19 protein-coding genes are annotated in these 23,102 nt (G+C 69.8%); 12 read left to right on the top strand and 7 right to left on the bottom strand.

The window, feature by feature from the left end; genetic code table 11:
* Positions 1-272: 272 nt before the first annotated feature.
* Complete coding sequence (gene aceA, locus J2847_RS15955) at positions 273-1,550, bottom strand: isocitrate lyase (protein ID WP_209779893.1); 1,278 nt, start codon at positions 1,548-1,550, stop codon at positions 273-275.
* Positions 1,551-1,817: 267 nt separating this feature from the next.
* Here aceA and J2847_RS15950 point away from each other — a divergent pair, with 267 nt between their 5' ends.
* From J2847_RS15950 to J2847_RS15930, 5 genes are all read left to right on the top strand, one after another.
* Positions 1,818-3,260 carry a helix-turn-helix domain-containing protein gene (locus tag J2847_RS15950; protein ID WP_209779892.1) on the top strand — a complete coding sequence of 481 codons (1,443 nt, stop codon included), beginning with the start codon at positions 1,818-1,820 and terminating at the stop codon, positions 3,258-3,260.
* Between the two features lie 279 nt (positions 3,261-3,539).
* Positions 3,540-4,313, top strand: a complete 774-nt coding sequence (locus J2847_RS15945) for a ferredoxin--NADP reductase (protein WP_209779891.1) — start codon at positions 3,540-3,542, stop codon at positions 4,311-4,313.
* A gap of 335 nt (positions 4,314-4,648) precedes the next feature.
* A complete protein-coding gene (locus J2847_RS15940; protein ID WP_209779890.1) occupies positions 4,649-6,415 on the top strand; it encodes a glycoside hydrolase family 17 protein in 1,767 nt (588 codons plus the stop codon).
* A 140-nt stretch (positions 6,416-6,555) separates the two neighbouring features.
* Positions 6,556-7,185 (top strand): LysE family translocator, encoded by a 630-nt coding sequence (locus J2847_RS15935; protein WP_209779889.1) that lies wholly within the window; start codon positions 6,556-6,558, stop codon positions 7,183-7,185.
* A 159-nt stretch (positions 7,186-7,344) separates the two neighbouring features.
* Positions 7,345-8,904: a response regulator gene (locus tag J2847_RS15930; RefSeq protein WP_209779888.1), complete on the top strand. Its 1,560-nt coding sequence runs from the start codon at positions 7,345-7,347 to the stop codon at positions 8,902-8,904.
* Positions 8,905-8,911: 7 nt separating this feature from the next.
* On the opposite strand, the gene dapB is transcribed toward J2847_RS15930, so the two are convergent.
* Entirely contained in the window at positions 8,912-9,709 is a 798-nt protein-coding gene (gene dapB / locus J2847_RS15925; RefSeq protein ID WP_209779887.1) for a 4-hydroxy-tetrahydrodipicolinate reductase, read from the bottom strand.
* 72 nt (positions 9,710-9,781) lie between these two features.
* Positions 9,782-10,795 (bottom strand): zinc ABC transporter substrate-binding protein ZnuA, encoded by a 1,014-nt coding sequence (gene znuA / locus J2847_RS15920; protein WP_209779886.1) that lies wholly within the window; start codon positions 10,793-10,795, stop codon positions 9,782-9,784.
* A gap of 99 nt (positions 10,796-10,894) precedes the next feature.
* Between znuA and znuC the strand changes: the two genes are divergently transcribed.
* Together znuC and znuB are read left to right on the top strand one after the other, a co-directional pair.
* Positions 10,895-11,677, top strand: coding sequence for a zinc ABC transporter ATP-binding protein ZnuC (gene znuC, locus J2847_RS15915; protein ID WP_209779885.1), 783 nt, complete (start codon positions 10,895-10,897; stop codon positions 11,675-11,677).
* Positions 11,670-12,455 carry a zinc ABC transporter permease subunit ZnuB gene (gene znuB / locus J2847_RS15910; protein WP_209779884.1) on the top strand — a complete coding sequence of 262 codons (786 nt, stop codon included), beginning with the start codon at positions 11,670-11,672 and terminating at the stop codon, positions 12,453-12,455. Before znuC ends, znuB begins: the two co-directional genes overlap by 8 nt.
* 347 nt (positions 12,456-12,802) lie before the next feature.
* Here the strand turns inward: znuB and J2847_RS15905 are convergent, their stop codons facing one another.
* The 3 genes from J2847_RS15905 to glnK all read right to left on the bottom strand — a co-directional run bounded on the left by J2847_RS15905 (position 12,803) and on the right by glnK (position 17,392).
* Positions 12,803-15,409 carry a DNA translocase FtsK gene (locus J2847_RS15905; RefSeq protein WP_209779883.1) on the bottom strand — a complete coding sequence of 869 codons (2,607 nt, stop codon included), beginning with the start codon at positions 15,407-15,409 and terminating at the stop codon, positions 12,803-12,805.
* A gap of 74 nt (positions 15,410-15,483) precedes the next feature.
* Positions 15,484-16,743 (bottom strand): aminotransferase class I/II-fold pyridoxal phosphate-dependent enzyme, encoded by a 1,260-nt coding sequence (locus tag J2847_RS15900; protein WP_209779882.1) that lies wholly within the window; start codon positions 16,741-16,743, stop codon positions 15,484-15,486.
* Positions 16,744-17,053: 310 nt separating this feature from the next.
* The gene (gene glnK / locus J2847_RS15895; protein WP_085555610.1) at positions 17,054-17,392 is read right to left on the bottom strand and encodes a P-II family nitrogen regulator; all 339 of its coding nucleotides are present in this window, start codon (positions 17,390-17,392) and stop codon (positions 17,054-17,056) included.
* Between the two features lie 360 nt (positions 17,393-17,752).
* Here glnK and J2847_RS15890 point away from each other — a divergent pair, with 360 nt between their 5' ends.
* The 4 genes from J2847_RS15890 (at position 17,753) to J2847_RS15875 (ending at position 21,368) form a co-directional block, all read left to right on the top strand.
* Positions 17,753-19,021, top strand: coding sequence for a UbiH/UbiF/VisC/COQ6 family ubiquinone biosynthesis hydroxylase (locus tag J2847_RS15890; protein ID WP_209779881.1), 1,269 nt, complete (start codon positions 17,753-17,755; stop codon positions 19,019-19,021).
* Between the two features lie 119 nt (positions 19,022-19,140).
* Positions 19,141-19,809, top strand: coding sequence for a LolA family protein (locus J2847_RS15885; protein ID WP_209779880.1), 669 nt, complete (start codon positions 19,141-19,143; stop codon positions 19,807-19,809).
* A 95-nt stretch (positions 19,810-19,904) separates the two neighbouring features.
* Entirely contained in the window at positions 19,905-20,540 is a 636-nt protein-coding gene (locus tag J2847_RS15880) for an HdeD family acid-resistance protein (protein WP_209779879.1), read from the top strand.
* Positions 20,541-20,603: 63 nt separating this feature from the next.
* Positions 20,604-21,368: a gamma-glutamyl-gamma-aminobutyrate hydrolase family protein gene (locus J2847_RS15875; RefSeq protein ID WP_209779878.1), complete on the top strand. Its 765-nt coding sequence runs from the start codon at positions 20,604-20,606 to the stop codon at positions 21,366-21,368.
* Between the two features lie 118 nt (positions 21,369-21,486).
* On the opposite strand, the gene J2847_RS15870 is transcribed toward J2847_RS15875, so the two are convergent.
* Positions 21,487-21,981: a MarR family winged helix-turn-helix transcriptional regulator gene (locus tag J2847_RS15870; protein ID WP_223677803.1), complete on the bottom strand. Its 495-nt coding sequence runs from the start codon at positions 21,979-21,981 to the stop codon at positions 21,487-21,489.
* A 434-nt stretch (positions 21,982-22,415) separates the two neighbouring features.
* Here J2847_RS15870 and J2847_RS15865 point away from each other — a divergent pair, with 434 nt between their 5' ends.
* Entirely contained in the window at positions 22,416-23,099 is a 684-nt protein-coding gene (locus tag J2847_RS15865; protein WP_209779876.1) for a fumarylacetoacetate hydrolase family protein, read from the top strand.
* Positions 23,100-23,102 lie beyond the last annotated feature (3 nt).

Raw genomic sequence — 23,102 nt, 5'->3', positions numbered from 1 at the left:
TCAACGATCCAAGGGCCGGCAACGGCCATTTCCCGGCCCCGTTCAAGACTTTCGGCCGACTTGACGGACACCATCGGTTGATGCCGTGCAACGCAGCCATACCATGAGGGCGGGGCTTCCCGGAAGTTCTACCGCCAAAGAACGGAGCCGGCCAGACGGCCTCACGCAAAAAAAGCGGCCGGGGGACGCGAGCCCCCGGCCGTCATGTGAGTCAAAGCATCAGCCGTTCAGAAAGATCCGGCTCGCACACCGGATCACGGACCAGATCCCGATCAATGGAACTGGTCAGCCTCGGTGGAGTCCTTGTACGCGGTGGTCGAGGACTGGCCGCCCGAGATCGCCGTGGCGACCGCGTCGAAGTAGCCGGTGCCGACCTCGCGCTGGTGCTTGGTCGCGGTGTAGCCGTCCTTCTCGGCCGCGAACTCGGCCTGCTGGAGCTCGGAGTAGGCGGCCATGCCGCGCTCGGCGTAGCCCTTGGCCAGCGTGAAGGCCGAGTAGTTCAGCGAGTGGAAGCCCGCCAGCGTGACGAACTGGAACTTGTAGCCCATGGCGCCCAGCTCGCGCTGGTACTTCGCGATGGTCGCGTCGTCCAGGTTGGCCTTCCAGTTGAAGGAGGGCGAGCAGTTGTAGGCGAGCATCTTGCCGGGGAATTCCTTGTGGACGGCCTCGGCGAAGCGGCGGGCGTCGTCCAGGTTCGGCTTGGAGGTCTCCCACCACATCAGGTCCGAGTAGGGCGCGTAGGCCAGGCCGCGGGCGATGCAATGCTCGACGCCCAGGCCCTTCTTCAGGCGGTAGAAGCCTTCCGAGGTGCGGCCGCTGTCGAAGTCGATGAACGGGTGGTCACGCTCGTCGATGTCCGACGTGATGAGCTGCGCGCTCTCGGCGTCGGTGCGGGCGATGACCAGGGTCGAGGTGCCGCAGACGTCGGCGCCCAGGCGGGCGGCGTTCAGGGTGCGGATGTGCTGCTGGGTCGGGATCAGCACCTTGCCGCCGAGATGGCCGCACTTCTTTTCCGAGGCGAGCTGGTCTTCCCAGTGCACGCCGGCCGCGCCGGCCTTGATCATGGCCTTCATCAGCTCGAAGGCGTTCAGCGGGCCGCCGAAGCCGGCTTCCGCGTCGGCGATGATCGGCGCGAACCAGTAGGTGTCGCCCTTGCCCTCGGAGGTCTGGATCTCGTCGGCGCGCTTGAAGGCGTTGTTGATGCGCTCGACCACCGCCGGCACCGAGTTCACCGGGTACAGGCTCTGGTCGGGGTACATCTGGCCGGCCGAGTTGGCGTCGCCGGCGACCTGCCAGCCCGACAGGTAGATGGCCTTCAGGCCGGCCTTCACCGCCTGCATCGCCTGGTTGCCGGTCAGCGCGCCCAGCGTGTTGATGTAGGGCTCGGTGTTCAGCAGCTCCCACAGGCGCTGCGCGCCCAGCTCGGCCAGCGTGTACTCGATCTTGACCGAACCGCTCAGACGCTTGACGTCGTCCATCGTGTAGTCGCGGCGGATGCCTTCGTAACGGGCGGCGCGCAGGGCGGCCTTGGTCTTCTCATCGAGCGACATGGTCGGTGTCCTTCTGTCCGAATAACCCCTTTTGGGGGGCGGTGGGAAAATCTCGGGGCGTATTTTATTCGACACCGTCGCTCGTTTGTCTTGAGGCTTGGCCGGTGTCGTTTGGCTTTACAGTGCGTCCTTGAGACAAGAGGTAAACCGGCGCTCGTTGCGTTGCAATAATCCCTTGTTCGTAAAACGGTCCGGTTGTAAAGTAAGGTCATAGAGTTTTTGTAAATCGGTAAAGTTTGTAAAGTTCGCGCGGAGGCCGGCGGGTTCATGGACAAGAAGGCGATGCTGGGTCCGAAGGTCCGGCGCCTGCGCCGCGACCACGGGCTGACCCAGGCGCAGATGGCCGACCAGCTCGGCATCTCGCCCAGCTACCTGAACCTGATCGAGCACAACCAGCGCCCGGTGACGGTGCCGCTGCTTCTCAAGCTCGGCCACAATTTCGGCGTCGACCTCCAGGCCTTCGCCGAGGACGAGGAGAGCCGTCTGGTCGCCGGCCTGCGCGAGGTGTTCGCCGACCCGCTCTTCGCCGGCTCCGACATCAAGAACCAGGATTTCCGCGAGCTGGCCGCCGTGGCGCCGACGCTGGGGCAGGCGGTGGTGGCGCTCTACCGCGGCTTCCGCGGCGCCCGCGACGACCTCCAGGCGCTCGCCGAGCGGGTCGCCGACCGCGAGAAGCTGCATCTGGTGCAGAGCACCGGCTTCCCCCAGGACGAGGTGCGCGATCTGTTCCAGGCGCATTCCAACCATTTCCCCGAGTTGGAGGACGCCGCCGACGCCCTGTGGCGGGACGGCCGGCTGGAGAAGGGCGATCTCTACCGCGGGCTGGTCGACTGGCTGAACCAGCAGCACAGCGTCCGCGTCCGGCTGCTGCCGTCGGAGGTGATGGGCTACGCGGTGCGCCGCTTCGACCGCCACAGCCGGCGCATCCTGCTGTCGGAGATGCTGGCACCGTCCGGGCGCACCTTCCAGCTCGCCTGCCAGATCGCCCTGCTGCGCCACCGCGAACTGCTGAACGGCATCGTCGAGGGCGCCAACCTGTCGGGCGACGAGGCGCGCCGGCTGGCCCGCATCGGTCTCGCCAACTATTTCGCCGCCGCTGTCCTGATGCCCTACCAGCGCTTCCAGGAAGCGGCCACGCAGGTTCGTTACGATATCGAAATATTGCGCCGGCGGTTCGACGCCTCCTTCGAGCAGGTCTGCCAGCGCCTGACCACGCTCCACCGCGGCGGGGCCAAGGGCGTGCCCTTCTTCTTCATGCGGGTCGACAGCGCCGGCAACGTGTCGAAGCGCTTCTCGGGCGCCGGATTCCACCTCGCCCGCTTTGGCGGGGGTTGCCCGCGCTGGATCGTTTACGAAGCGTTCCGAACCCCCGGCAAGGTCCACAGCCAGGTGGCGCAGATGCCGGACGGCACCACCTACTTCTCCATCGCCCGCACGGTGGTGAAGGCCGGCGGCGGCCACCGCAGCCCGCCCCAGCAATTCGCCGTGGCGCTCGGCTGCGACGCCCAGCACGCGGCGCACGTCACCTATGCGGACGGCTTCGACCTGACCAACACCGAGGCGGCGACGCCGATCGGCGTGAATTGCCGGCTCTGCCCCCGGCTGGACTGCTCGCAGCGGGCGTTTCCGCCGCTGAATCACCGGCTTATCGTCGACGAGAACCTGCGCGGCCTGTCGCCCTACCTGTTCGCCCCGCCCAGCGCCGAATGACGCCGGCCTGACCTGGGATTGACCTGGGATTGATCTGGATCAAATTTTCACGGTTTATTTCGTGTTGTTTGCCGAAGACCACGCCGGCCATGCTGGTATAAAGCCATGGCCTTCCGGTTGATTTGTTGTTAGGGTCCGCGCGTTGCGCCTCGGCAGCCCGATCCCGCGCTCCCGGTCCTCCGGTCCAAAGCCGGTCCTCCGGTCCGAAGCGGTCGATCACAGCCATCCGTGCGCAGCGCCCGACCCCGGCCCTGGCATCGATACGGTTTTGGATCTCCAATGAGCAATCTCATCAAGGAGCGCGTGCTGAGCGTCCACCACTGGACGGACACGCTGTTCACCTTCACCACCACGCGCGATCCGTCCTTCCGCTTCCTGCCGGGGCAGTTCACGATGATCGGGCTGGAGGTCGAGGGGCGTCCGCTGCTGCGCGCCTACAGCCTCGTCAGCGCCCATTACGAGGAGACGCTGGAGTTCTTCAGCATCAAGGTGCCGGACGGCCCGCTGACCTCGCGCCTCCAGCACCTGAAGGAGGGCGACACGCTGCTGGTCAACCGCAAGGCGACCGGCACGCTGATCTCCGACAACCTGCTGCCGGGGCGGAACCTGTATCTGCTCAGCACCGGCACCGGCCTGGCGCCCTTCCTCAGCATCATCAAGGACCCGGAGCTGTACGAGAAGTACGACCGGGTGATCCTGACCCACGGCACCCGCACGGTCGCCGAGCTGGCCTACGACGAGCTGATCCAGCACGCCCTGCCGGAGAACGAGTTCTTCGGCGAGCAGGTCAAGGAGAAGCTGCTCTACTACCCGACCGTGACGCGCGAGCCCTTCCGCAACAGCGGCCGCCTGACCACGCTGATGGAGACCGGCAAGCTGTACAGCGACCTCGGCCTGCCGCCGCTCGACCCGCAGCACGACCGCGTGATGATCTGCGGCAGCCCGGCGATGCTGGCCGAGACCAGCGCGATGCTGGACCGCCAGGGCTTCGTCATGGGCACCAACGCCGAGCCGGGCAACTACGTGATCGAAAAGGCCTTCGTGGAGCGGTGACGAAAAGCGGACATCGCGGGCACGGCCGGAATAAACCGGCGCCCCGCCCTGTTTGCTGATCCGTGACGTCGGCACGTCACCCAATCCTTGATGTGACTCGCAGGCGCGTTCCCCTCACCGGGAACGCGCCTTTCTTCGTTGGAAAGGGTTTTTGAGACACGGATGAACACGGATGCAGGCTTCGCCCGCGCACGGACGAGGCTGAATAAACGGCGGCCATCCGTGTTCATCCGTGGAAATCCGCGTTCATCCGTGTTCCACCGCGCCCTCCCCGGACGCCCGCTCCCCGCCAACGCCGTTCAAACAGCCAAGCCTTTGGTGTAGACATCCCGCCCATGCGCCTGATCCTCATCCTCGCCGCGCTGTGCGTGGCCGGTCTCGCGAACCTCGCCGTCTGGTCCTTGCCCAACCGGCCGGTTCCGCTCGACCCTCCCCCTGGCGGCAAGCTGCGGAGCGTGTCCTTCGCGCCCTTCCGCGACGGCCAGAGTCCGCTGACCCAGGTCTTCCCCAGCGCCGCCCAGATCGAGGAAGATCTGGCGGCACTCGCCCCGCAGGTGACGGGGATCCGCACCTACACCGCGCTGGAAGGGCTGGAGGTGGTGCCGGAGCTGGCGCGCCGGCACGGGCTCCAGGTGACGATGGGCGCCTGGCTGTCGTCGAAGACCTCGAAGAACGAGGCGGAGATCGCCTCGCTGATCGACCTCGCCAACCGCTACCCGGACGTCATCACCCGCGTCATCGTCGGCAACGAGGTGCTGCTGCGCCGCGAGCTGACGCCCGAGCAGGTCGCCGGCTACATCGACCGCGTCAAGGCGGCGGTGAAGCAGCCGGTGTCCTACGCCGACGTCTGGGAATGGTGGCTGAAATACCCGCAGATCGCGGACCACGTCGATTACCTGACCATCCATCTGCTGCCCTACTGGGAGGACGTGCCGGCCGGCGTCGCCGGGGCGACCGAGCGCATCCGTTCCTCCTACCGCACCATCGCCCAGCGCTTTCCCGGCAAGCCGATCCTGGTCGGCGAGACCGGCTGGCCGACCGCCGGCCGCTCGCGCGGCGCCGCCGTGCCCGGCCTCGTCAACAAGGCGACCTTCGTCAACGGCTTCGTCCGCATGGCCGAGCAGGAGGGCTTCGACTACAACGTGATCGAGGCCTTCGACCAGGGTTGGAAGGCCAAGCTGGAAGGCACCGTCGGCGGTCACTGGGGCCTCTATGGCTCCGACCGCGTGGCGAAGTTCTCGCTGGCCGGGCCGGTGGTGGAGACGCGCGACTGGCCCCGCCTGTTCGCGATCTCCAGCGGCGTCGCGCTGGCGCTGCTGGCCGGTCTGGCGCTGACGCGGCGGCACCTGCCCGGCTCGGGCTGGGCGGCGCTGATCCTGCTGGCGCAGACCCTCTCCACCCTCTACGTCCACGCCGTCCACGCGGCGTTTCACGGGAAACATTACTGGCAGGACAACGCGCTGGCCACCGGCATGCTGATGCTGACCGCGGCCCTGTCGCTGGCGGTGCTGCTGGCCGCCCACCGCACGCTCGCCAGCGGCGGGCTGGCGCGCGAGCCGCTGAGCGGGCTCTGGCACCCGCGCCCGGCCCTGTCGGCGGTCGAGTCGGTCGGCCGCTGGTCGGCGGTGGCGCTGGCCGCCGTGGCGTTGGTGTGGTCGCTGCTGATCGTCTTCGACGGGCGCTACCGCGATTTCCCCAACCCTTACCTGCTGATCCCGGCCATCGCCCTACCGGCGCTGGGCGCGCTGCGCGCCGCGCGCCGCCCGGCCGGTGCCCGGCCGCGCGACGCCCACGGCATCGCCGCGCTGTTCCGCCCGGCGGTTCCCGTCGCCGACGCGCCCGCACGCTGCCTGTGCGGCGCCGTCCGCCGCCTGCCGGTCGAGTCGGCGCTTGCCGCCGGCCTGTTGCTGGGCGCCGTCCTGACGGTCGTCGCCGAGGGCTTCGTGCCGCTGGAATCGCTGATCCACGGCCAGCTCCCCTTCCGCGAGGCGCTGCACGAGATCGACTGGACCCTGCCGAACTGGGAGGCTCTGGGCTGGGCTGCCCTTCAGGCGCTGCTGGCGGTCCCCTTCATCGCCGGGGTTCTGAGCGCGCGCCGGTAAGGATGCACAGAAGGATGCGCGGGTAAGGATGCGCGGGTAAGGATGGGGTCGGGCAACGCGGACGTTGCGCGGCCCGCGTCCCTGTGGATGATGGACGGGTCTTCCCCTTTGCCACCCTCTTCCGTCGGGAAACCCGTCCCATGTCCTTCGAACTCTGGCTGGCCTTCGCCGCCGCCTCGACCGTCATGCTGCTGATTCCCGGACCGACGGTGCTGATCGTCGTGTCCTACGCGCTGGGCCACGGCCGGCGCTCCGCGATGGCGACCGTCGCCGGGGTGGCGCTCGGCGACTTCACCGCGATGACCGCCTCGATGCTGGGGCTGGGGGTGCTGCTCTCGACCTCCGCCGCGCTGTTCACCGCGCTGAAATGGGTGGGGGCCGCCTACCTCGTCTATCTCGGCGTCAAGCTGTGGCGCGCTCCGGTCACCGTCGGCGCCGACGCCGACGAGCAGCCCGACGTCAGCCCGCTGCGGATGATGCTGCACACCTACGCCGTCACCGCGCTGAATCCCAAGAGCATCGTCTTCTTCGTCGCCTTCCTGCCGCAGTTCCTCGACACCGCCCGGCCGCTGGCCGGCCAGATGGTGGCGATGGAGGCGACCTTCCTGGTGCTGGCGACGCTGAACGCCACGCTCTACGCCCTGCTCGCCTCGGCGGCGCGGCGCGCGGTGCGCACGCCGTCGGTGCAGCGCGCGGTGAACCGCACCGGCGGCTCGCTGCTGGTCGGCGCCGGGCTGCTGACGGCCGCCTGGAAGAAGGCCGCCGCCTGACACGCCCGGCGCGGCTTCCGGGCGCGGCCATGCCGCAGCGCGGTGGCGTTGACAGACTGCTGTTGTTAAGCGGAAAATTGTATCCGTTCGGTCGGTTGCGCGCGCCTGGGCCGGAAGGGACCGGCCGGCGCGGCCGATCGTGAGCGGCGGGAGCGGGCGATGGCTGGTGCGGCAGGGGCGGAAGGTGACGGCGACGCTCTGCTGTTCGCCAGCGAGACGCCGGAGGAGACCGGCGGCGCCCGACGCCCCCCGCCCTGGCTGATCCTGATTGCCGACGACGACCACGAGGTCCACGCCATCACCCGCGTGGTGCTGGGCGACGTGCGGTTCGAGAACCGGCCGCTGAAATTCCTCTCCGCCTATTCCGCCGTCCAGGCGCGGGCGCTGCTGGCCGAGCATCCGGACATCGCGGCGATCCTGCTCGACGTCGTGATGGAGACCGACGACGCCGGACTGACGCTGGTCCGCCACATCCGCGAGGAGCTCGGCAACGGCCAGATCCGCATCATCCTGCGCACCGGCCAGCCGGGGCAGGCGCCGGAACGCCAGATCATCGCCCAGTACGACATCAACGACTACAAGGCCAAGAGCGAACTGACCGCCCAGAAGCTGTTCACCGCGACGGTGTCGGCGCTGCGCTCCTACCGGCACATCGCCACCATCGAGCGCAGCCGCCAGGGGCTGGAGGCGGTGATGGAGGCGGCCGACCGCCTCTATGAACAGCGCTCGCTCGCCCGCTTCCTGCGGATCGCCGTCGAACGGGCGGCGGCGCTGCTGCCCTGCGCCGACACGATCCTGCTGTGCGGAGGCGGGACGCCGCCGGCCGTCCTGGCCGCCACCAGGAGCGTCCAGAATCTGCCCCGGCCCGTCGGCGACGACGTCGCCGCCGCCTTGGCGGACCGGCAGCCGCGCTGGGGCGCCGGCCACAGCGTCGTGCCGTTGCGCAGCCACGGCAGCGCCGAGCCGCTGGCGCTCTGCCTGCTCGGCCACCCGCCGCTCTCCGACCTGGAACACCAGCTGACCGAGCTGTTCTGCGCCAAGGCGGGGATCGGACTCGACAACCTGCACCTCTACGAGCGGCTGAACCAGGCGCAGGTCGCCACGGTCCACGCGCTGGGCAAGCTCGCCGAATACAAGGACGAGGTCACCGGCGACCATGTGAAGCGGCTGGGCCGCTGGGCGACCGCCATCGCGCGGGAGCTGCGCGACCGCGGCCAGTTCGCCGGCACGCTGGACGAGTCCTTCTGCGGCATGATCGGGCTGGCCAGCGTGCTGCACGACGTCGGCAAGGTCGGCATCCCCGACGCCATCCTGCGCAAGCCCGGCCGGCTCGACGCCGAAGAGATGCGCCACATGCGCGAGCACGCCGCCATCGGCGGCGCCATCCTGCGCGAGGCCGGCGGTTCCGCCGGGGGCCGGGACGGCGGCCCCAACATCCTGACCATGGGCGCCGAGATCGCCGAGAGCCATCACGAGAAGTTCGACGGCAGCGGCTATCCGCAAGGCCTGAGCGGCGACGCCATCCCGCTGGCCGGCCGCATCGTCGCGGTGGCCGACGTCTTCGACGCGCTGCTGCACCGCCGCCCCTACAAGGCGGCGTGGGAGATCGAGGCGGTGCTCGATCTGCTGCGCGCCGAGGCGGGGCGGCATTTCGACCCGCGCGTGGTCGACGCCTTCCTGGCCGTGCTGGCCCGCGACGGGGTGCCGCTGCCGGGGTGAGCGGGGATCACATCCCCAGCACGTCCTTCATGCTGTAGAGGCCCGGAGTCTTGTCGCGCGCCCACAGCGCCGCGCGCACGGCGCCCTTGGCGTAGATCTGGCGGCCCGACGCCTTGTGGGTCAGCTCGATCCGCTCGCCGTCGCCGGCGAACATCACCACATGGTCGCCGACCACGTCGCCGCCGCGCAGGGTGGCGAAACCGATCTCGCCGCGCGGCCGGGCGCCGGTGTGGCCGTCGCGGACCTTCTGCCAGACATCCTCCAGCGCCACCCCGCGCCCGGCGGCGGCGGCCCGGCCGAGCCCGAGCGCGGTGCCCGACGGCGCGTCCACCTTCTTGTTGTGGTGCATTTCCAGGATGTCGATGTCGTAATCGTCACCCAGGGTGCGGGCGACCTGCTCGACCAGCGCCAGCAGCAGATTGACGCCCAGCGACATGTTGGGCGACTGGATGACCGGGGTGTGGGTGGCCGCGGTCTCGATGGCGGCCTGCTGCGACGGGTTGAGCCCGGTGGTGCCGACGACCAGCACGGTTTCCGACTGCGCCGCCAGCGCCGCGTGCCGCACGGTCGAGTCCGGGCTGGTGAAGTCGATCACCGCGTCGGACAGGGCGAACAGCTCGGCCGGGTCGTCGATGGCGGTGACGCCCAGCGCCTCGATCCCGGCGAGCAGGCCGAGATCCTTGCCCAGCGCCGGTCCGCCGACCCGCTCGGTGCCGCCGGCCAGCGTGCAGCCGGCGGTCGCCGCGATCTCGCGCACCAGCATCTGCCCCATGCGCCCCGCGCACCCGACGACACCGATCTTCATGACGCTCTCCCTGAACTCAAAAGTCCGTCGAGGACTATTCCCTCAAGGATTTAGCACAGCGGCGGGCGACGCTTAAGCCCCAAGGCAGCCGCGCAGCCCAGCCGCAAGGTTGCGCATCAGCGACGCATAGAGCGCCGGTCCTTCCGGCAGGTCGGCGCCCTCGGGATCGAGCACGCCGGTCTTCGCCCTGGTGCCCTCCACCACGGTGCGGACCAGGGCGGGCTCGAACTGCGGCTCGGCGAAGACGCAGGCGGCGTCGAGCCCGGCGATCTTGGCGCGGATCGCCGACAGGCGCTTGGCCGAGGGACGGCGGTCCGGGTTGACGGTGATCGAGCCGACCGCCGACAGGTCGTAGCGCGCCTCGAAATACTGGTAGGCGTCGTGGAAGACGACGAAGGGCTTGGCCGCCACCGGCGCCAGCGCCGCCTTCAGCTCGGCGTCGAGCGCGTCGATCGACTGGGCGGTGCGTTCGGCGTTGGTGCGGTAGGCCTCGGCGTTGGCCGGGTCCTTCGCCGCCAACGCCTCCGCCGTCGCCGCGACGATCCGCCGGGCGTTGGCCGGGTCGAGCCAGATGTGGGTGTTCACCTCGTCATGGTCATGGTCGTCGTCGTGATCGTGCCCATGGGCGTCCTTGCGGGCGGCGTCCTTGGCCTTGTCGCCATGTCCGTGGCCCCCATGGGTGTGATCGTGGCCATGGTCGTGGGCCTCCCACGCCCCGCCCTCGCGCGCGTCGAGCAGCGTCATGCCCGGTGTCGTCATCAGGGTCAGGACCTTGGCCTTGGGGGCGTTCGACGTCAGCGGCTTTTCCAGGAACCCCTCCATCTCCGGCCCGACCCAGACGACCAGATCGGCGGCGGACAGGGCCTTCGCGTCGGACGGCTTCAGCGTGTAGGTGTGGGGAGACGCGCCGCCGCGCACCAGCAGGGCCGGCTCGCCCACCCCCTGCATCACCGACGCCACCAGCGAATGGATCGGCTTGATCGAGACGACGACCTTCGGCGTCTCCGCCAGGACGGGCGACGCGGCGGCCAGGAGGGCCAGAACAGGAAAAGCGGTCATGGCGATGGGCAGCGCGAAACGGCGCATGGGTGCAATCCTTTTCTCCCGCCTCTGTCGGACTGGACAGGCCGGCGGTTTGGGCGCATAGGGGAAACCTCGCGTCCATTTGTCACGTTATAACGTAACATGTCAATCACCTCGCCCTCCTCTCCCGCCCCGCTCGTTTGGACGGAGGACCTGTCGGTCCGCTTCGGCGGCCGCACCGTGCTGAACCATGTCGACGTCGCCGTGCATCCGGGCGAGGTGGTGACGCTGATCGGCCCCAACGGCGCCGGGAAGACCACGCTGGTGCGCGCCGTGCTGGGGCTGGTCCGGCCCACCGGGGGGCGGGTCCGGCGGCGCGAGGCCTTGCGCGTCGGCTACATGCCGCAGCGCCTCACGGTGGACGCCACCCTGCCGCTGACGGTGCGGCGTTTCCTGGCGCTGTGGCGCCCGGTGCCGGCCGCGCGGATCGAGGCTGCGTTGGAGGAGGCCGGCGTCGCGCGGCTCGCCGACGCAGCCGTGCAGACGATCTCCGGCGGCGAGATGCAGCGGGTGCTGCTGGCCCGCGCCCTGCTGTCCGACCCGGAGCTGCTGGTGCTCGACGAGCCCGACCAGGCGGTCGACGTCCACGGCCAGGCCGAGCTGTTCGCCCGCATCGAGCATGTGCGGCGCCACCGCGGCTGCGGCATCCTGCTGGTCAGCCACGACCTGCACACGGTGATGGCGCGCACCGACCGGGTGGTCTGCCTCAACGGCCATGTCTGCTGCCACGGCCGGCCCGAGGACGTCAGCCGCCACCCCGAATACCACGCCCTGTTCGGCCGCCACGCGGCGGAGCTGGCGGTCTACCTCCACCACCACGACCACAGCCACGACGAGGCCCGCCGGGTCGTCGACGGGCACGACGGGGACTGCTGCCATGGATGACTTCGTGCTCCGCGCGCTTGCCGCCGGCTGCGGCATCGCGGCGCTGGCCGGGCCGCTGGGTTCCTTCGTGGTGTGGCGGCGCATGGCCTATTTCGGCGACACGCTGTCCCACTCGGCCCTGCTCGGGGTGACGCTCGGCTTCCTGCTCGGGGTCAACCCGATGATCGGGGTGATGGCGGTGTGCGTGGCGCTGGCGCTGGCGCTGGTGGCGCTGCAACGGCGCCGCACGCTGGCGGCGGACACGCTGCTCGGCATCCTGTCGCATGGCTCGCTGTCGCTGGGCCTGGTGGCGCTCGCCTTCCTGGAAACCCTGCGCATCGACCTGATGGCCTATCTGTTCGGCGACATCCTGTCGGTGACGATGACCGACCTCGGCTGGATCTACGGCGGCGGGGTGGTGGCGCTGGCCGGGCTGGCGCTGCTGTGGCGCCGGCTGCTCGCCGTCACCGTCGACGAGGATCTGGCGCGGGTCGAGGGCATGCCGGTGGACGCGCTGCGGCTGGCCTTCATGCTGCTGATCGCGCTGGTGATCGCGGTGGCGATGAAGGTGGTCGGCATCCTGCTGATCACCTCGCTGCTGATCATCCCGGCGGCGGCGGCCCGCCGCTTCGCCCGCAACCCGGAGAGCATGGCCCTGTTGGCCTCGGTGCTGGGCGTGGTGGCGGTGGTGGGCGGGCTTATGGCGTCCCTGAACTGGGACCTGCCGGGCGGCCCCAGCGTGGTGGTCGCGGCGGCGGCGCTGTTCCTGATCGGGTCGGTCGTACCGATGCGGGAGTAGACAGCGTTTCAGTGCGGTCGAAGCAACCGGAAAAAGAATACCAGCGCAACCTTTCCCGTTCACCGCGTAGCGCGCCTGCGCCATAATCCGGCGGCGGACGCGGTGGCGGATTGGCCGCCACCGCCGCCGCACGAACGGAGGGCAAGAGGATGGAGAAGATCCTCACTCTCCTGATCCTGGTGCTGGAGATCGTCAAGCGGCTGCTTGACCTTCTGCACTAAGATCGGGCGGGCGGGTCGGAGTGTAGGACCTCCGGCCCGCCTACCCCCGATAGTGGTGCTGGGGCCAGCCGCTGTCAACCGGCCCCGCCGCAAAAACCCTGCCACACTGGCCGGCGGCCGCTCTCCTCACTCGTCGATGTTGCGCGCCAGCACTTCGCGCTTGCCGGAGTGGTTGGGCTTGCTGACCACGCCTTCCGTCTCCATCCGCTCGATCAGGCGAGCGGCCGAATTGTAGCCGATGCGGAGCTGGCGCTGGATGAAGCTGGTCGACGCCTTGCGCTCGCGGCAGACCACGGCGACCGCCTTGTCGTAGAGGTCGTCGCCCGACCCGCCGTTGCCGCCCGCCCCCGACACGCCGCCCTCGTCGAAGGGGTTGTCGCCGTCCTCGTCCTCGGTGATGGCGTCGACGTAGTTGGGCTCGCCCTGCGCCTTCAGGTACTTGACGATGTGCTCGACCTCCTGGTCGGAGACGAAGGGGCCGTGGACGCGGGTGATGCGCCCGCCACCGGCCATGTAGAGCATGTCGCCCTGGCCGAGCAGCTGCTCCGCCCCCTGCTCGCCGAGGATGGTGCGGCTGTCGATCTTCGACGTCACCTGGAAGCTGATGCGGGTCGGGAAGTTGGCCTTGATGGTGCCGGTGATGACGTCGACCGACGGGCGCTGGGTCGCCATGATCAAATGGATGCCGGCGGCGCGCGCCATCTGGGCCAAGCGCTGGATCGCCGCCTCGATGTCCTTGCCGGCGACCAGCATCAGGTCGGCCATCTCGTCGACGATGACCACGATGTAGGGAAGCTCGGTCAGGTCGAGCGGCTGCTCCTCGAACAGCGGCTTGCCGGTGTCGGGGTCGAAGCCGGTCTGCACGCGGCGGGTCAGCGACTCGCCCTCCTCGCGCGCCTCGCGCAGGCGGGCGTTGTAGCCCTCGATGTTGCGGACGCCGAGCTTGGACATGTTGCGGTAACGGTCCTCCATCTCCCGCACCGTCCATTTCAGCGCCACCACCGCCTTCTTCGGGTCGGTGACGACCGGCGTCAGCAGATGCGGGATGCCCTCGTAGACCGACAGCTCCAGCATCTTCGGGTCGATCATGATGAAGCGGCAGCGCTCCGGCGGCAGCCGGTAGAGCAGCGACAGGATCATCGTGTTGATCGCCACCGACTTGCCCGAGCCCGTCGTGCCGGCGACCAGCAGGTGCGGGAAGCGCGCGAGGTCGGCGACCACCGGCTGGCCGCCGATGTCCTTGCCGAGCGCCAGCGCCAGCTTGCCGCCGTTCTTGTCGAAGCTGTCCGACGCCATCAGCTCGCGCAGCAGCACGGTCTCGCGCTTGGCGTTGGGCAGCTCGATGCCGATGACGTTGCGGCCGGGCACCACGGCGACGCGCACCGACACCGCGCTCATCGAGCGGGCGATGTCGTCGGCCAGACCGATGACGCGGGACGATTTGGTGCCGGGGGCCGGCTCCAGCTCGTAGAGGGTGACGACCGGGCCGGGATGCACCTTCTGCACCTCGCCGCGCACGCCGAAATCGCCGAGCACGCCCTCGAGCTGACCGGCGTTGCGTTGCAGCAGGCTTTCGTCGACCTGCTGGCCGCGCGCGCCGGCGGGCGGTGGCTGGAGCAGGTCGAGCGGCGGCAGCTCGTAGCCCTCCGGCTCCTCCGGCTCGAAGGGCAGCCGGGTCTGGCGCGGGTCGCCGCGCTCGGAGACGCTCTGCGGCTCCGCCGGCTTGTGCGGCGGGACGACCGGGATCGGGCGCGGCGGCCGGGCGTCCTCCGGCTGGGAAAGGGGCGCCTTGTAAGCCTCGCCGGGAAGCACCTGCGCGGCCCCCGACTCGGCGCGTGGCGTGTCGCCGAAGCTCGGCGCGCTGCGCCCCCGACCGCGGACGGCGGGCGGCTGCTCGCGCTTCAGCTCGTCGTCGACGGCGCCGCTGGCGGTCTGGGCGGCGGCCTGCGCGGCGGTGCGCGCCCGTTGACCGAGGCTTCCCGCCCCCGCCTTGGCGGTGCGGGTGAGGAAGCGCGCCACGGCCACGGTGCCGGTGCCGAGCGCCTTGAAGCTGCTGATCCATTCGGCGATCGACAGGCCGGCGGCGAGGAACAGCACGAAGCCGCCGCCGAAGGCCGCGACGGTGGCGACCATCGACTCGCCGCCGAACAGGTTGCCGACGCCGCGCAGCAGCACGGCGCCGACGCTGCCGCCGGGCAGCGCCGCCAGCGGGTCGGAGGATTCGGTGGTCAGCCCGGCCAGCGCCATGGCGACCAGCAGGACGCCCCACAGCGCCAGCACGGTGCGGAAGACCGGGTTGCCCAGGCTGCGCTGGGCGCCGAGCCGCCAGCCCCAGAACATCGGCACCAGCGCGATGACGAAGGAGGCCCAGCCCAACGACTGGATCAGCAGGTCGGCCAGATAGGCGCCGGGCGTCCCGAACAGGTTGAAGGTCCGCGCCGAGCCGGACGGGATCGAGTTCCAGGACGGGTCCGCCGGGTTGTAGCTGCCCAGCAGGACCATCAGCAGCAGGCCGAACAGCCCCAGCACGAAGCCCATCGCCTCGCGCGCCCTGGCGACGACGAAGGCACGGGTGGCCGGCGAGAAGAAGGGCGGCCTCTCCCCCCGGGCGCCGGCCGGCCGCAGCTTGTCCTTCAGCGTGGGCTTGTCGTCCTTCGCGCTGGAACGCGCATTGGCGCTCCGTCCCAGGGTGGGCCGGGGGCGCGCGGAGGGAGGGCCGGCGGGTCGGGCCATGGGGCGGAAACCTCGTTCTCGGTCCGTCCCGGACGGGGGCGGACGCAGTCAGCCAAAAAACTCAGTCCAGGACCTCAGCCGAGGATGCGGACGATGGCCGCGCAGGCCTGTCCGACCAGTTCGGCGTCCTGCACCAGGGCGATGCGGAGGAAGGGGGCGCCGGGGTTCGGCTCGCCCGGGTTGCTGCGGGTCAGGTAGGCGCCGGGCAGCGCGCGGATGGCGCCCTCGGTCCACAGGCGCCGCGCCGCCTCCTCGCCGTCGCCGACGTCCAGCCAGAGGAAGAAGCCGCCGTCCGGCCGGTAATAGCCGTAGCGGCCCTTCAGCTCGGCCTCGGCCGCCGCGAACTTGGCGCGGTAGAGGCGGCGGTTCTCCTCGACATGCGCCTCGTCGCGCCACAGGGCGGTGCTGGCCGCGTCGATCGGCAGCGGCATGCCGGCGTTGGCGTAGCTGCGCAGCCGCGAGAAGCGCCCGAGCAGCACCGGGTCGCCGGCCACGAAGCCGGAGCGCAGGCCGGCGGCGCTCGACCGCTTGGACAGGGAATGGAAGACCAGCAGGTTGGCCCAGGGCGTGTCCCCGGCCGCCTGCGGCAGGCCGGCGGCGACCTGGAGCGCGCCGACCGGCGGCCTGTCGAGGTAGATCTCGGCGTAGCACTCGTCGACCGCCAGCACGAAGCCGTACTCCCGCGCCAGCCCGATGGCGCGCGCCAGATAGGCGGCCGAGGCGGCCGCGCCCTGCGGGTTTGCCGGGGTGCAGAGGTAGAACAGCGCGGTGCGCTCCAGCAGCTCCGGCGTCAGCGCGTCGAGGTCGGGCAGGAAGCCGGTTTCGCGCGTCGCCGGCAGGAACACCGGCTCGGCCCCGGCCAGCACCGCGCCGCCCTCGTAGGGCGCGTAGAAGGGGTTGGGCATCAGCACCGCCGGCTGCCTGCCGGCCTTGCTCGACGGCACCGCCAGCAGCGCCAGCATGAACAGCGCCTCGCGCGTGCCGGACACCGGGAGGATGGAACGGTCGTGCTGCAACAGGCCGATGGGCAGGCCGTAGCGGCGGGTCAGCCAGTCGCCGGCGGCGGCGCGGAAGTCGGGGCTGCCGCCGACCGGCGGGTACTTGCTCCAGCCGGCGCTGTTGGCGCGCAGCGTCTCGTCGAGGATGGCGGGCGGCGGGTGCTGCGGCTCGCCGACCGACAGCACGATCGGGGCGGTGTTGGCGCGCGGCGTGATGCCGGACAGCAGGTTGGCCAGCCGGGTGAAGGGGTAGTCGGTCAGCCGATCCAGCCGGTCGTTGCCGATCGCCTCGGAAAAGACGGCACCGGGATGAACGCTGAAATCCGCAGAGACCATGACGCCGCAAACCTTCCCAAGACCACGCGCTCATCCATACGGGCATCACCCGTACGAATCGGAAACGATCCTATCGGCGAGGGACGGAGGGCACAAGCGCACAAAACCGGACACCCGGAACCGGAGTATGGGTGGACCGGCCAGAGAAAAGCCCCTCGCCCCCGTGGGAGAGGGGTTGGGGTGAGGGGGCGGTTTCTCTTCCACCTGCGGCGGAATCCCCATCATCCCAACCCTTCTCCCACAGGGGGGAGAGGGGCTTCCCGTCATCATGCCCTCGCGCCACGGCGCGAAGGCGGGATGGCGAAAACCCTTACAGCGCTTCGGCGTTGGTCTCGCCGGTGCGGATGCGGACAGCCTGGGCGATCTCCAGCACGAAGATCTTGCCGTCGCCGATGCGGCCGGTGTTGGCGGCCTTCTGGATCGCCTCGACCACCTGTTCGAACTGGTCATCGGACACGGCGACCTCGACCTTCACCTTGGGCAGGAAGCTCACCGAATATTCGGCGCCGCGGTAGATCTCCGTCTGACCCTTCTGGCGGCCGAAGCCCTTGACCTCGCTGACGGTCAAGCCCTGGATCCCGAGCGACGTCAGCGCCTCGCGGACCTCGTCGAGCTTGAACGGCTTGATGATGGCCATAACCAGTTTCATGTGGCTTCCCCTTAAAGCGTTGTTCCGGCCTCAGCCCGCTGCCCGGCCCGTCGCGGGATTTCCCCTCGCCCTGTCGGACAGGTTTCCCGTTCGTGGACCGAGCCTGTTCGCCTCTGCCGCAAAAATCAACGATTACAAGAATCGTGCCGGTTGAATTGCGCCGCAACAATAGGGATATGCCGGATGTTTGGGCGCTCAATCCGGAAGCATATGCCTATTTTTCATTCAGCGACAATCCGTCCGGGCGCACCGGATCGCGGCGGCTCTGGACATCGGGCGGACGCGGGGACAATTGTTGCTGCGCACGGGGTCGCGGCCAAGGACGCGGCGGACCGGACCGCAACGAAGGACAGCAGGATCATGGCCGAATCGGGCAACACGCCGCCGAACCACACCCCCGGCGGCGCCGACATCACGACCGAGGTGGTGGTCCTGGGCGGCGGGCTGGCGGGGCTGACCATGGCGGCGGCGCTGGCAAGCGCCGGGGTGCCCGTGGCGTGCATCGACCAGGACAGCCCGGACCGGCAGGCCGGCGACGGCTTCGACATCCGCACCACCGCCATCTCCTACGCCTCGATGAAGGTGCTGGAGGGGGCGGGCGTCTGGCGCCACATGGAGGCCCAGGCCGGCCCGATGCTGGACATCCGCATCGCCGACCAGTTCTCGTCCCTGTTCGTGCATTACGACCACACCGAACTGGCGATGGACGGCAAGAACCAGCCCTTCGGCTGGATCCTCGACAACAAGGACATCCGCCGCGCCCTGTTCGCCCGCGCCGCCGAGCTGCCGGGCCTCGTCCATCTCGCCCCGGCCAAGGCCACCGGCGTCGAGCGCACCCGTTCCGGCGCCGCCGTGACGCTGGCCGACGGGCGCACCGTGCGGGCCAGGCTGGTGATCGGCGCCGACGGCCGCCGCTCGCTGGCGCGCGAGAGCGCCGGGATCAAGGTGCGGCGCTGGTCTTACGACCAGAGCGCCATCATCTGCACGATCCGCCATTCGGAACCGAACAAGGGCATCGCGCTGGAGCATTTCTTCCCCACCGGCCCCTTCGCCGTGCTGCCGATGACGGACAACCGCTGCTCCATCGTGTGGAGCGAGAAGACGTCGCTGGTGAAGACCTATCTCGGCCTGCCCGACGCGGAGTTCATCGAGGAGCTGACCCGGCGGTCCGGCGGCTATCTCGGCGAGATCGAGCTGCTGACCCGGCGCGAGGCGTGGCCGCTGTCGGTCCTGCTGGCCGAGCGCTTCATCGCCGGCCGCCTCGCCCTGATCGGCGAGGCCGCCCACGCCATCCACCCGATCGCCGGCCAGGGATTGAATCTCGGCATGCGCGACGTCGCGGCGCTGGCGGAGGTGATCGTCGACGCCCACCGGCTGGGGCTGGACGTCGGCGGGCCGGAGGTGCTGGCCCGCTTCCAGCGCTGGCGCCGCTTCGACACGGTGCTGCTCGCCGCGGTGTGCGACGGGCTGGTGCATCTGTTCTCCAACGACATCCCGCCGGTGCGGCTGGCGCGCGACCTCGGCATGGCGGTGGTCAACCGGCTGCCGCCGGTCAAGCGCTTCTTCATGCGGCACGCCATGGGCGTCGTCGGCGACCTGCCGCGGATGATCCGTGGCGTTCCCCTGTAAGCCTTCCACGAAGGGCTGTCCGTAAGGACGGCCCATAAGGACGACTTGGATCCGGCCCGGCGGCGCCTTATGTCCGCCACAAGGCCCGGCTACAACCGCCGGGCTTGGAATTTCCAGGGATGACCGCCGTGCTTCGCCGCCTTCTCGCCACGCTTCTCGTCTCCGCCTCGCTGACCGGGGTGGCGGCCGTCGCCCCGCCGCCCGCGTCGGCGGCGCCCACCGCCGCCCGGCTGTCGGCGCAGGACCAGGCCACCGTCGCGCGGGTCGAGGAGTATCTGAACAACATCCACACCCTGCAATCGAAGTTCGTGCAGGTGGCGCCCAACGGCCAGCAGACCACGGGGACCTTCTCGATGGCGCGGCCGGGCCGGATGCGGCTGGAGTATGACAAGCCGATCAAGGATTTCGTCGTCGCCGACGGCTCCTTCATCTTCTACTGGGACGGCGAGATGCGCCAGCAGTCGAGCGCGCCGATCGGCTCGACCATGGCCGACTTCATCCTGCGCAAGACCATCCGGCTGTCGGGCGACGTGGTCGTCACCAACGTCTTCCAGGCCCCCGGCGTGGTCGAGGTCAGCCTCGTCGAGAGCAAGGATTCCGGCAAGGGCACCCTGACGCTGGTGTTCGAGGACCACCCCTTCCAGCTCCGCAAGTGGCGGGTGCTGGACGGCCAGGGCCTGACGACGGAGGTGGCGCTGCTGAACCCGCGCACCGACGTGAGCTTCGACCGCGACATGTTCTATTTCAAGGAGCCGCCCAAGGGCTCGGACTACGGCCGGGGCAACTGACCGGCCTTTCCGGGCATTCCACCGAAGACAAGGGCGGAAACAAAGCCCTTCCCTTCCCGTTGCCTTTCCGGACGAGACGCAACGGGAGGGTTCCCATGTCCCATCTTCAAACTCCCGCAGGCCCGACTCCCGGAACGGCGGCATCCCGCATCCAGGGCATGAACGACCTGCTGGCCCGCAACTGGTGGGCGCTGGCGCTGCGCGGGGCCGCCGCCATCCTGCTGGGCGTGCTGGCCCTGGCGCTGCCGGGGGTGACGGTGGCGACGCTGGCTCTGACCTTCGCCGCCTATCTGCTGCTCGACGGGATCTTCGCCATCCTCGCCGGCATCCGCGCCTCGCGCCATCACGGCCGCGCCCTGCCCTTCATCCTGGAGGGAATCGTCAGCCTGATCGCCGGCGTCGTCGCCGCCCTGTGGCCGGCGGCCAGCCTGTTCGCCCTGGTGTTCCTGATCGCCGCCTGGTCGGTCATGACCGGCTTCGCCGAGGTGATGGGGGCGTGGCGCATGAACCGCACCCACGGCAAATGGGCCTGGGGCATCGCCGGCGCCCTGTCGATCGCCTTCGGGCTGGGCATGTGGGTGCTGCCGGCGCTGGGGCTGCTGGCGCTCGCCTGGGGGGTTGCGGCCTACCTGATCGCCTTCGGGGTGCTGGCGCTCGCCACCGCGTTGCGCCTGCGCCGCTGCCACGCCGGGTCCAACCGCTCCGGCCCCACCGCGATGCCGATGGTGTGAGCGTCTCTTTTCCGGAGCGCCGCGACACGGCATAGTGGACGCGGCCACCGGAGGTTCCCGTTCATGATGCTCAAGCCCCTGATCGGCATCCCCGCCTGCACCCGCCAGCTCGGCGAGCACCCCTTCCATGTCTGCGGCGACAAGTATGTCCGCGCCGTGTCGGACGGGGCGGGCGGCGTGCCGCTTCTGATCCCCGCCCTCGGCAACGCGCTCGACATGGACGATCTGGTCGGGCGGCTCGACGGCCTGCTCGTCACCGGCAGCCCGTCCAACGTCGAGCCGCACCGCTACGGCGGCGAGCCGAGCGAGCCGGGGACCCTGCACGACCCCGACCGCGACGCCACCAGCCTGCCTCTGATCCTGGCGGCGCTGGAGATGGGCGTGCCGCTGCTCGGCATCTGCCGGGGTTTCCAGGAGCTGAACGTCGCGCTCGGCGGGTCGCTGCATCAGAAGCTGCACGAGGTGCCCGGCCTGAACGACCACCGCGAGGACAAGACGGCGCCGCTCCCCGAACAGTACGGCCCGGCCCACCGGGTGCGGCTGACGCCGGGCGGCCTGCTGTCCGGCCTCGCCAACGGCGCGGAGTCGGTGTCCGTCAACTCGCTGCACGGCCAGGGGCTGCACCGGGTGGCCGAGGGGCTGAGCGTCGAGGCGGTGGCCGAGGACGGGCTGGTCGAGGCGGTGCGCGTCACCGCCGCCCCTTCCTTCGCGCTGGCGGTGCAGTGGCACCCGGAGTGGCGCTTCTGGGAGGATCCGCTGTCCGCCGCCCTGCTGCGCGCCTTCGGGTCGGCCGCCGTCGAGCACGCCCAGCGCCGCGTCCGCCGCTGAGTCCGCCGCTAAGTCCGCCGCTGAAGCGGGACGCATCCATCAGGACACGACAAAGGGAACCGCGCCCGCCGGGCCGGTTCCCCTTCATCGCACCCAGACCGGCCTCAGCCCTTCGGCGTCACTTCGCGCGGGAGACCCGGCGGAGGAAGTCGATGAACTGGACCTGCTCTTCCGGCGAGAGATCCTTGACCATGCCCTGGTCGTGCGCCTGGATGCGCGGGATCAGCTCGTCCATCAGGGACTGGCCTTCCGGCGACAGGCGCAGCGCGTAGGAGCGGCGATCGTTGGGCGAGGGCGCGCGCACCACGAGACCGCGCGACTCGAGCCGGTCGATCACCGCCACCATGGTCGAGCGGTCGATGCCGACCGCCGTGCCGAGGTCGGACTGGGACAGGCCCTCGTTCTCCCGGATCATGATCAGCACGCCGAACTGGCCGGGCGTGATGTCATGGGGGGAAACGGCGGTCTGGAAGCTTTGGAACACCGCCACCTGAGCCTTGCGCAGGTTGTAGCCCACGAGCTCGGGAAGGGGTCCAAGGGCGAGCTTGCCGTTTTTGCCGGGGCGCAGGCGCGAACGCCGGTCGGCGGGGGTGGAACGCTCGTTGTCAGTCACCGCTTGTGCCATCTTTCAAGAAACTGTCGGATCAACGGATAAAATGGGGCCAAGGGGTATCTTTGTCAGCAAGAACCGCACAGTCCACGGTCGATGCATATCTGACATGCATTATACGCATTGGTTGCCCACCAAACAAACTCCATCTTGAAGAGTCAAGAAGTGATCGTGCCCGAATACGGAAACGATCGCCCGCCGCACGGTTTCCCCTGCCGCAAGCGGGTTCCGTAAACGGAGCTTCCGACGCCCGGTCCCCCCCAGACCGGGCGTCTTCGTGTCCGGCCTTCCGAATCGGCCCGCTTCCGGATTGCACGCCGTCCCCGCGTCCCAGCCCCGCGCGTTCCGCGCGCCGGAGAGGCTTGGTCCGCCGCGCGCTTTCAGGTTACCTGTTGGAAACGTTCCTCCGACGTTCCCAACGCGAAAGAGCCGCTGCCATGGCCTACGCCATTCCCCTGTGGACCCAGCCCTCCGTTCCGGTGACGGGCGGCGATCCGTTCCCGGTGCGCCGCATCTATTGCGTCGGCCGCAACTACGCCGCCCACGCGCGCGAGATGGGCGCCGACCCCGACCGCGAGCCGCCCTTCTTCTTCCTGAAGCCGGCCGACGCCATCGTCGCCGACGGCGCCACCACCCCCTACCCGCCCAAGACCGCCAATCTGCACCACGAGATCGAACTGGTCGTCGCCATCGCCAAGGGTGGCCGCGACATCCCGGTCGCCACGGCGCTGGAGCATGTGTTCGGCTACGCGGTCGGGCTCGACATGACCCGGCGCGACCTCCAGAACGCGGCGAAGAAGGAGGGCAAGCCCTGGGACATGGGCAAGGGCTTCGACCAGTCGGCCCCGTGCAGCGCCATCCGCACCGTCGCCGACATCGGCCACCCGGACAAGGGCGCCATCACCGTCTCGGTCAACGGCGCGCTGCGCCAGAAGGGCGACCTGTCCGACCTGATCTGGTCGGTGGCGGAGACGATCTCCTACCTGTCCGGCCTCGTCGAGCTTCAGCCCGGCGACCTGATCTACACCGGCACGCCGGAGGGCGTCGGCCCGGTGGTGGCCGGCGACGTGCTGACCGGCGCGGTCGAGGGCGTCGGCACCCTGACGCTCACCATCGGCTGAGCC

It is taken from the genome of Azospirillum agricola, from assembly GCF_017876095.1.
GTDB lineage: Bacteria > Pseudomonadota > Alphaproteobacteria > Azospirillales > Azospirillaceae > Azospirillum > Azospirillum agricola.
The sequence above is the reverse complement of the archived record's forward strand: the minus strand, read 5'-3'. Positions and strand labels throughout refer to the sequence as shown.

Coding starts and splice junctions, on each gene's coding strand:
- znuC (WP_209779885.1), top strand. CDS start 10,895: ATGTCAATCACCTCGCCCTCCTCTCCCGCCCCGCTCGTTTGGACGGAG.
- J2847_RS15890 (WP_209779881.1), top strand. CDS start 17,753: ATGGCCGAATCGGGCAACACGCCGCCGAACCACACCCCCGGCGGCGCC.
- J2847_RS15865 (WP_209779876.1), top strand. CDS start 22,416: ATGGCCTACGCCATTCCCCTGTGGACCCAGCCCTCCGTTCCGGTGACG.
- J2847_RS15945 (WP_209779891.1), top strand. CDS start 3,540: ATGAGCAATCTCATCAAGGAGCGCGTGCTGAGCGTCCACCACTGGACG.
- J2847_RS15930 (WP_209779888.1), top strand. CDS start 7,345: ATGGCTGGTGCGGCAGGGGCGGAAGGTGACGGCGACGCTCTGCTGTTC.
- J2847_RS15935 (WP_209779889.1), top strand. CDS start 6,556: ATGTCCTTCGAACTCTGGCTGGCCTTCGCCGCCGCCTCGACCGTCATG.
- J2847_RS15900 (WP_209779882.1), bottom strand. CDS start 16,743: ATGGTCTCTGCGGATTTCAGCGTTCATCCCGGTGCCGTCTTTTCCGAG.
- J2847_RS15905 (WP_209779883.1), bottom strand. CDS start 15,409: ATGGCCCGACCCGCCGGCCCTCCCTCCGCGCGCCCCCGGCCCACCCTG.
- J2847_RS15940 (WP_209779890.1), top strand. CDS start 4,649: ATGCGCCTGATCCTCATCCTCGCCGCGCTGTGCGTGGCCGGTCTCGCG.
- znuB (WP_209779884.1), top strand. CDS start 11,670: ATGGATGACTTCGTGCTCCGCGCGCTTGCCGCCGGCTGCGGCATCGCG.
- J2847_RS15875 (WP_209779878.1), top strand. CDS start 20,604: ATGATGCTCAAGCCCCTGATCGGCATCCCCGCCTGCACCCGCCAGCTC.
- glnK (WP_085555610.1), bottom strand. CDS start 17,392: ATGAAACTGGTTATGGCCATCATCAAGCCGTTCAAGCTCGACGAGGTC.
- znuA (WP_209779886.1), bottom strand. CDS start 10,795: ATGCGCCGTTTCGCGCTGCCCATCGCCATGACCGCTTTTCCTGTTCTG.
- dapB (WP_209779887.1), bottom strand. CDS start 9,709: ATGAAGATCGGTGTCGTCGGGTGCGCGGGGCGCATGGGGCAGATGCTG.
- J2847_RS15880 (WP_209779879.1), top strand. CDS start 19,905: ATGTCCCATCTTCAAACTCCCGCAGGCCCGACTCCCGGAACGGCGGCA.
- aceA (WP_209779893.1), bottom strand. CDS start 1,550: ATGTCGCTCGATGAGAAGACCAAGGCCGCCCTGCGCGCCGCCCGTTAC.
- J2847_RS15885 (WP_209779880.1), top strand. CDS start 19,141: ATGACCGCCGTGCTTCGCCGCCTTCTCGCCACGCTTCTCGTCTCCGCC.
- J2847_RS15950 (WP_209779892.1), top strand. CDS start 1,818: ATGGACAAGAAGGCGATGCTGGGTCCGAAGGTCCGGCGCCTGCGCCGC.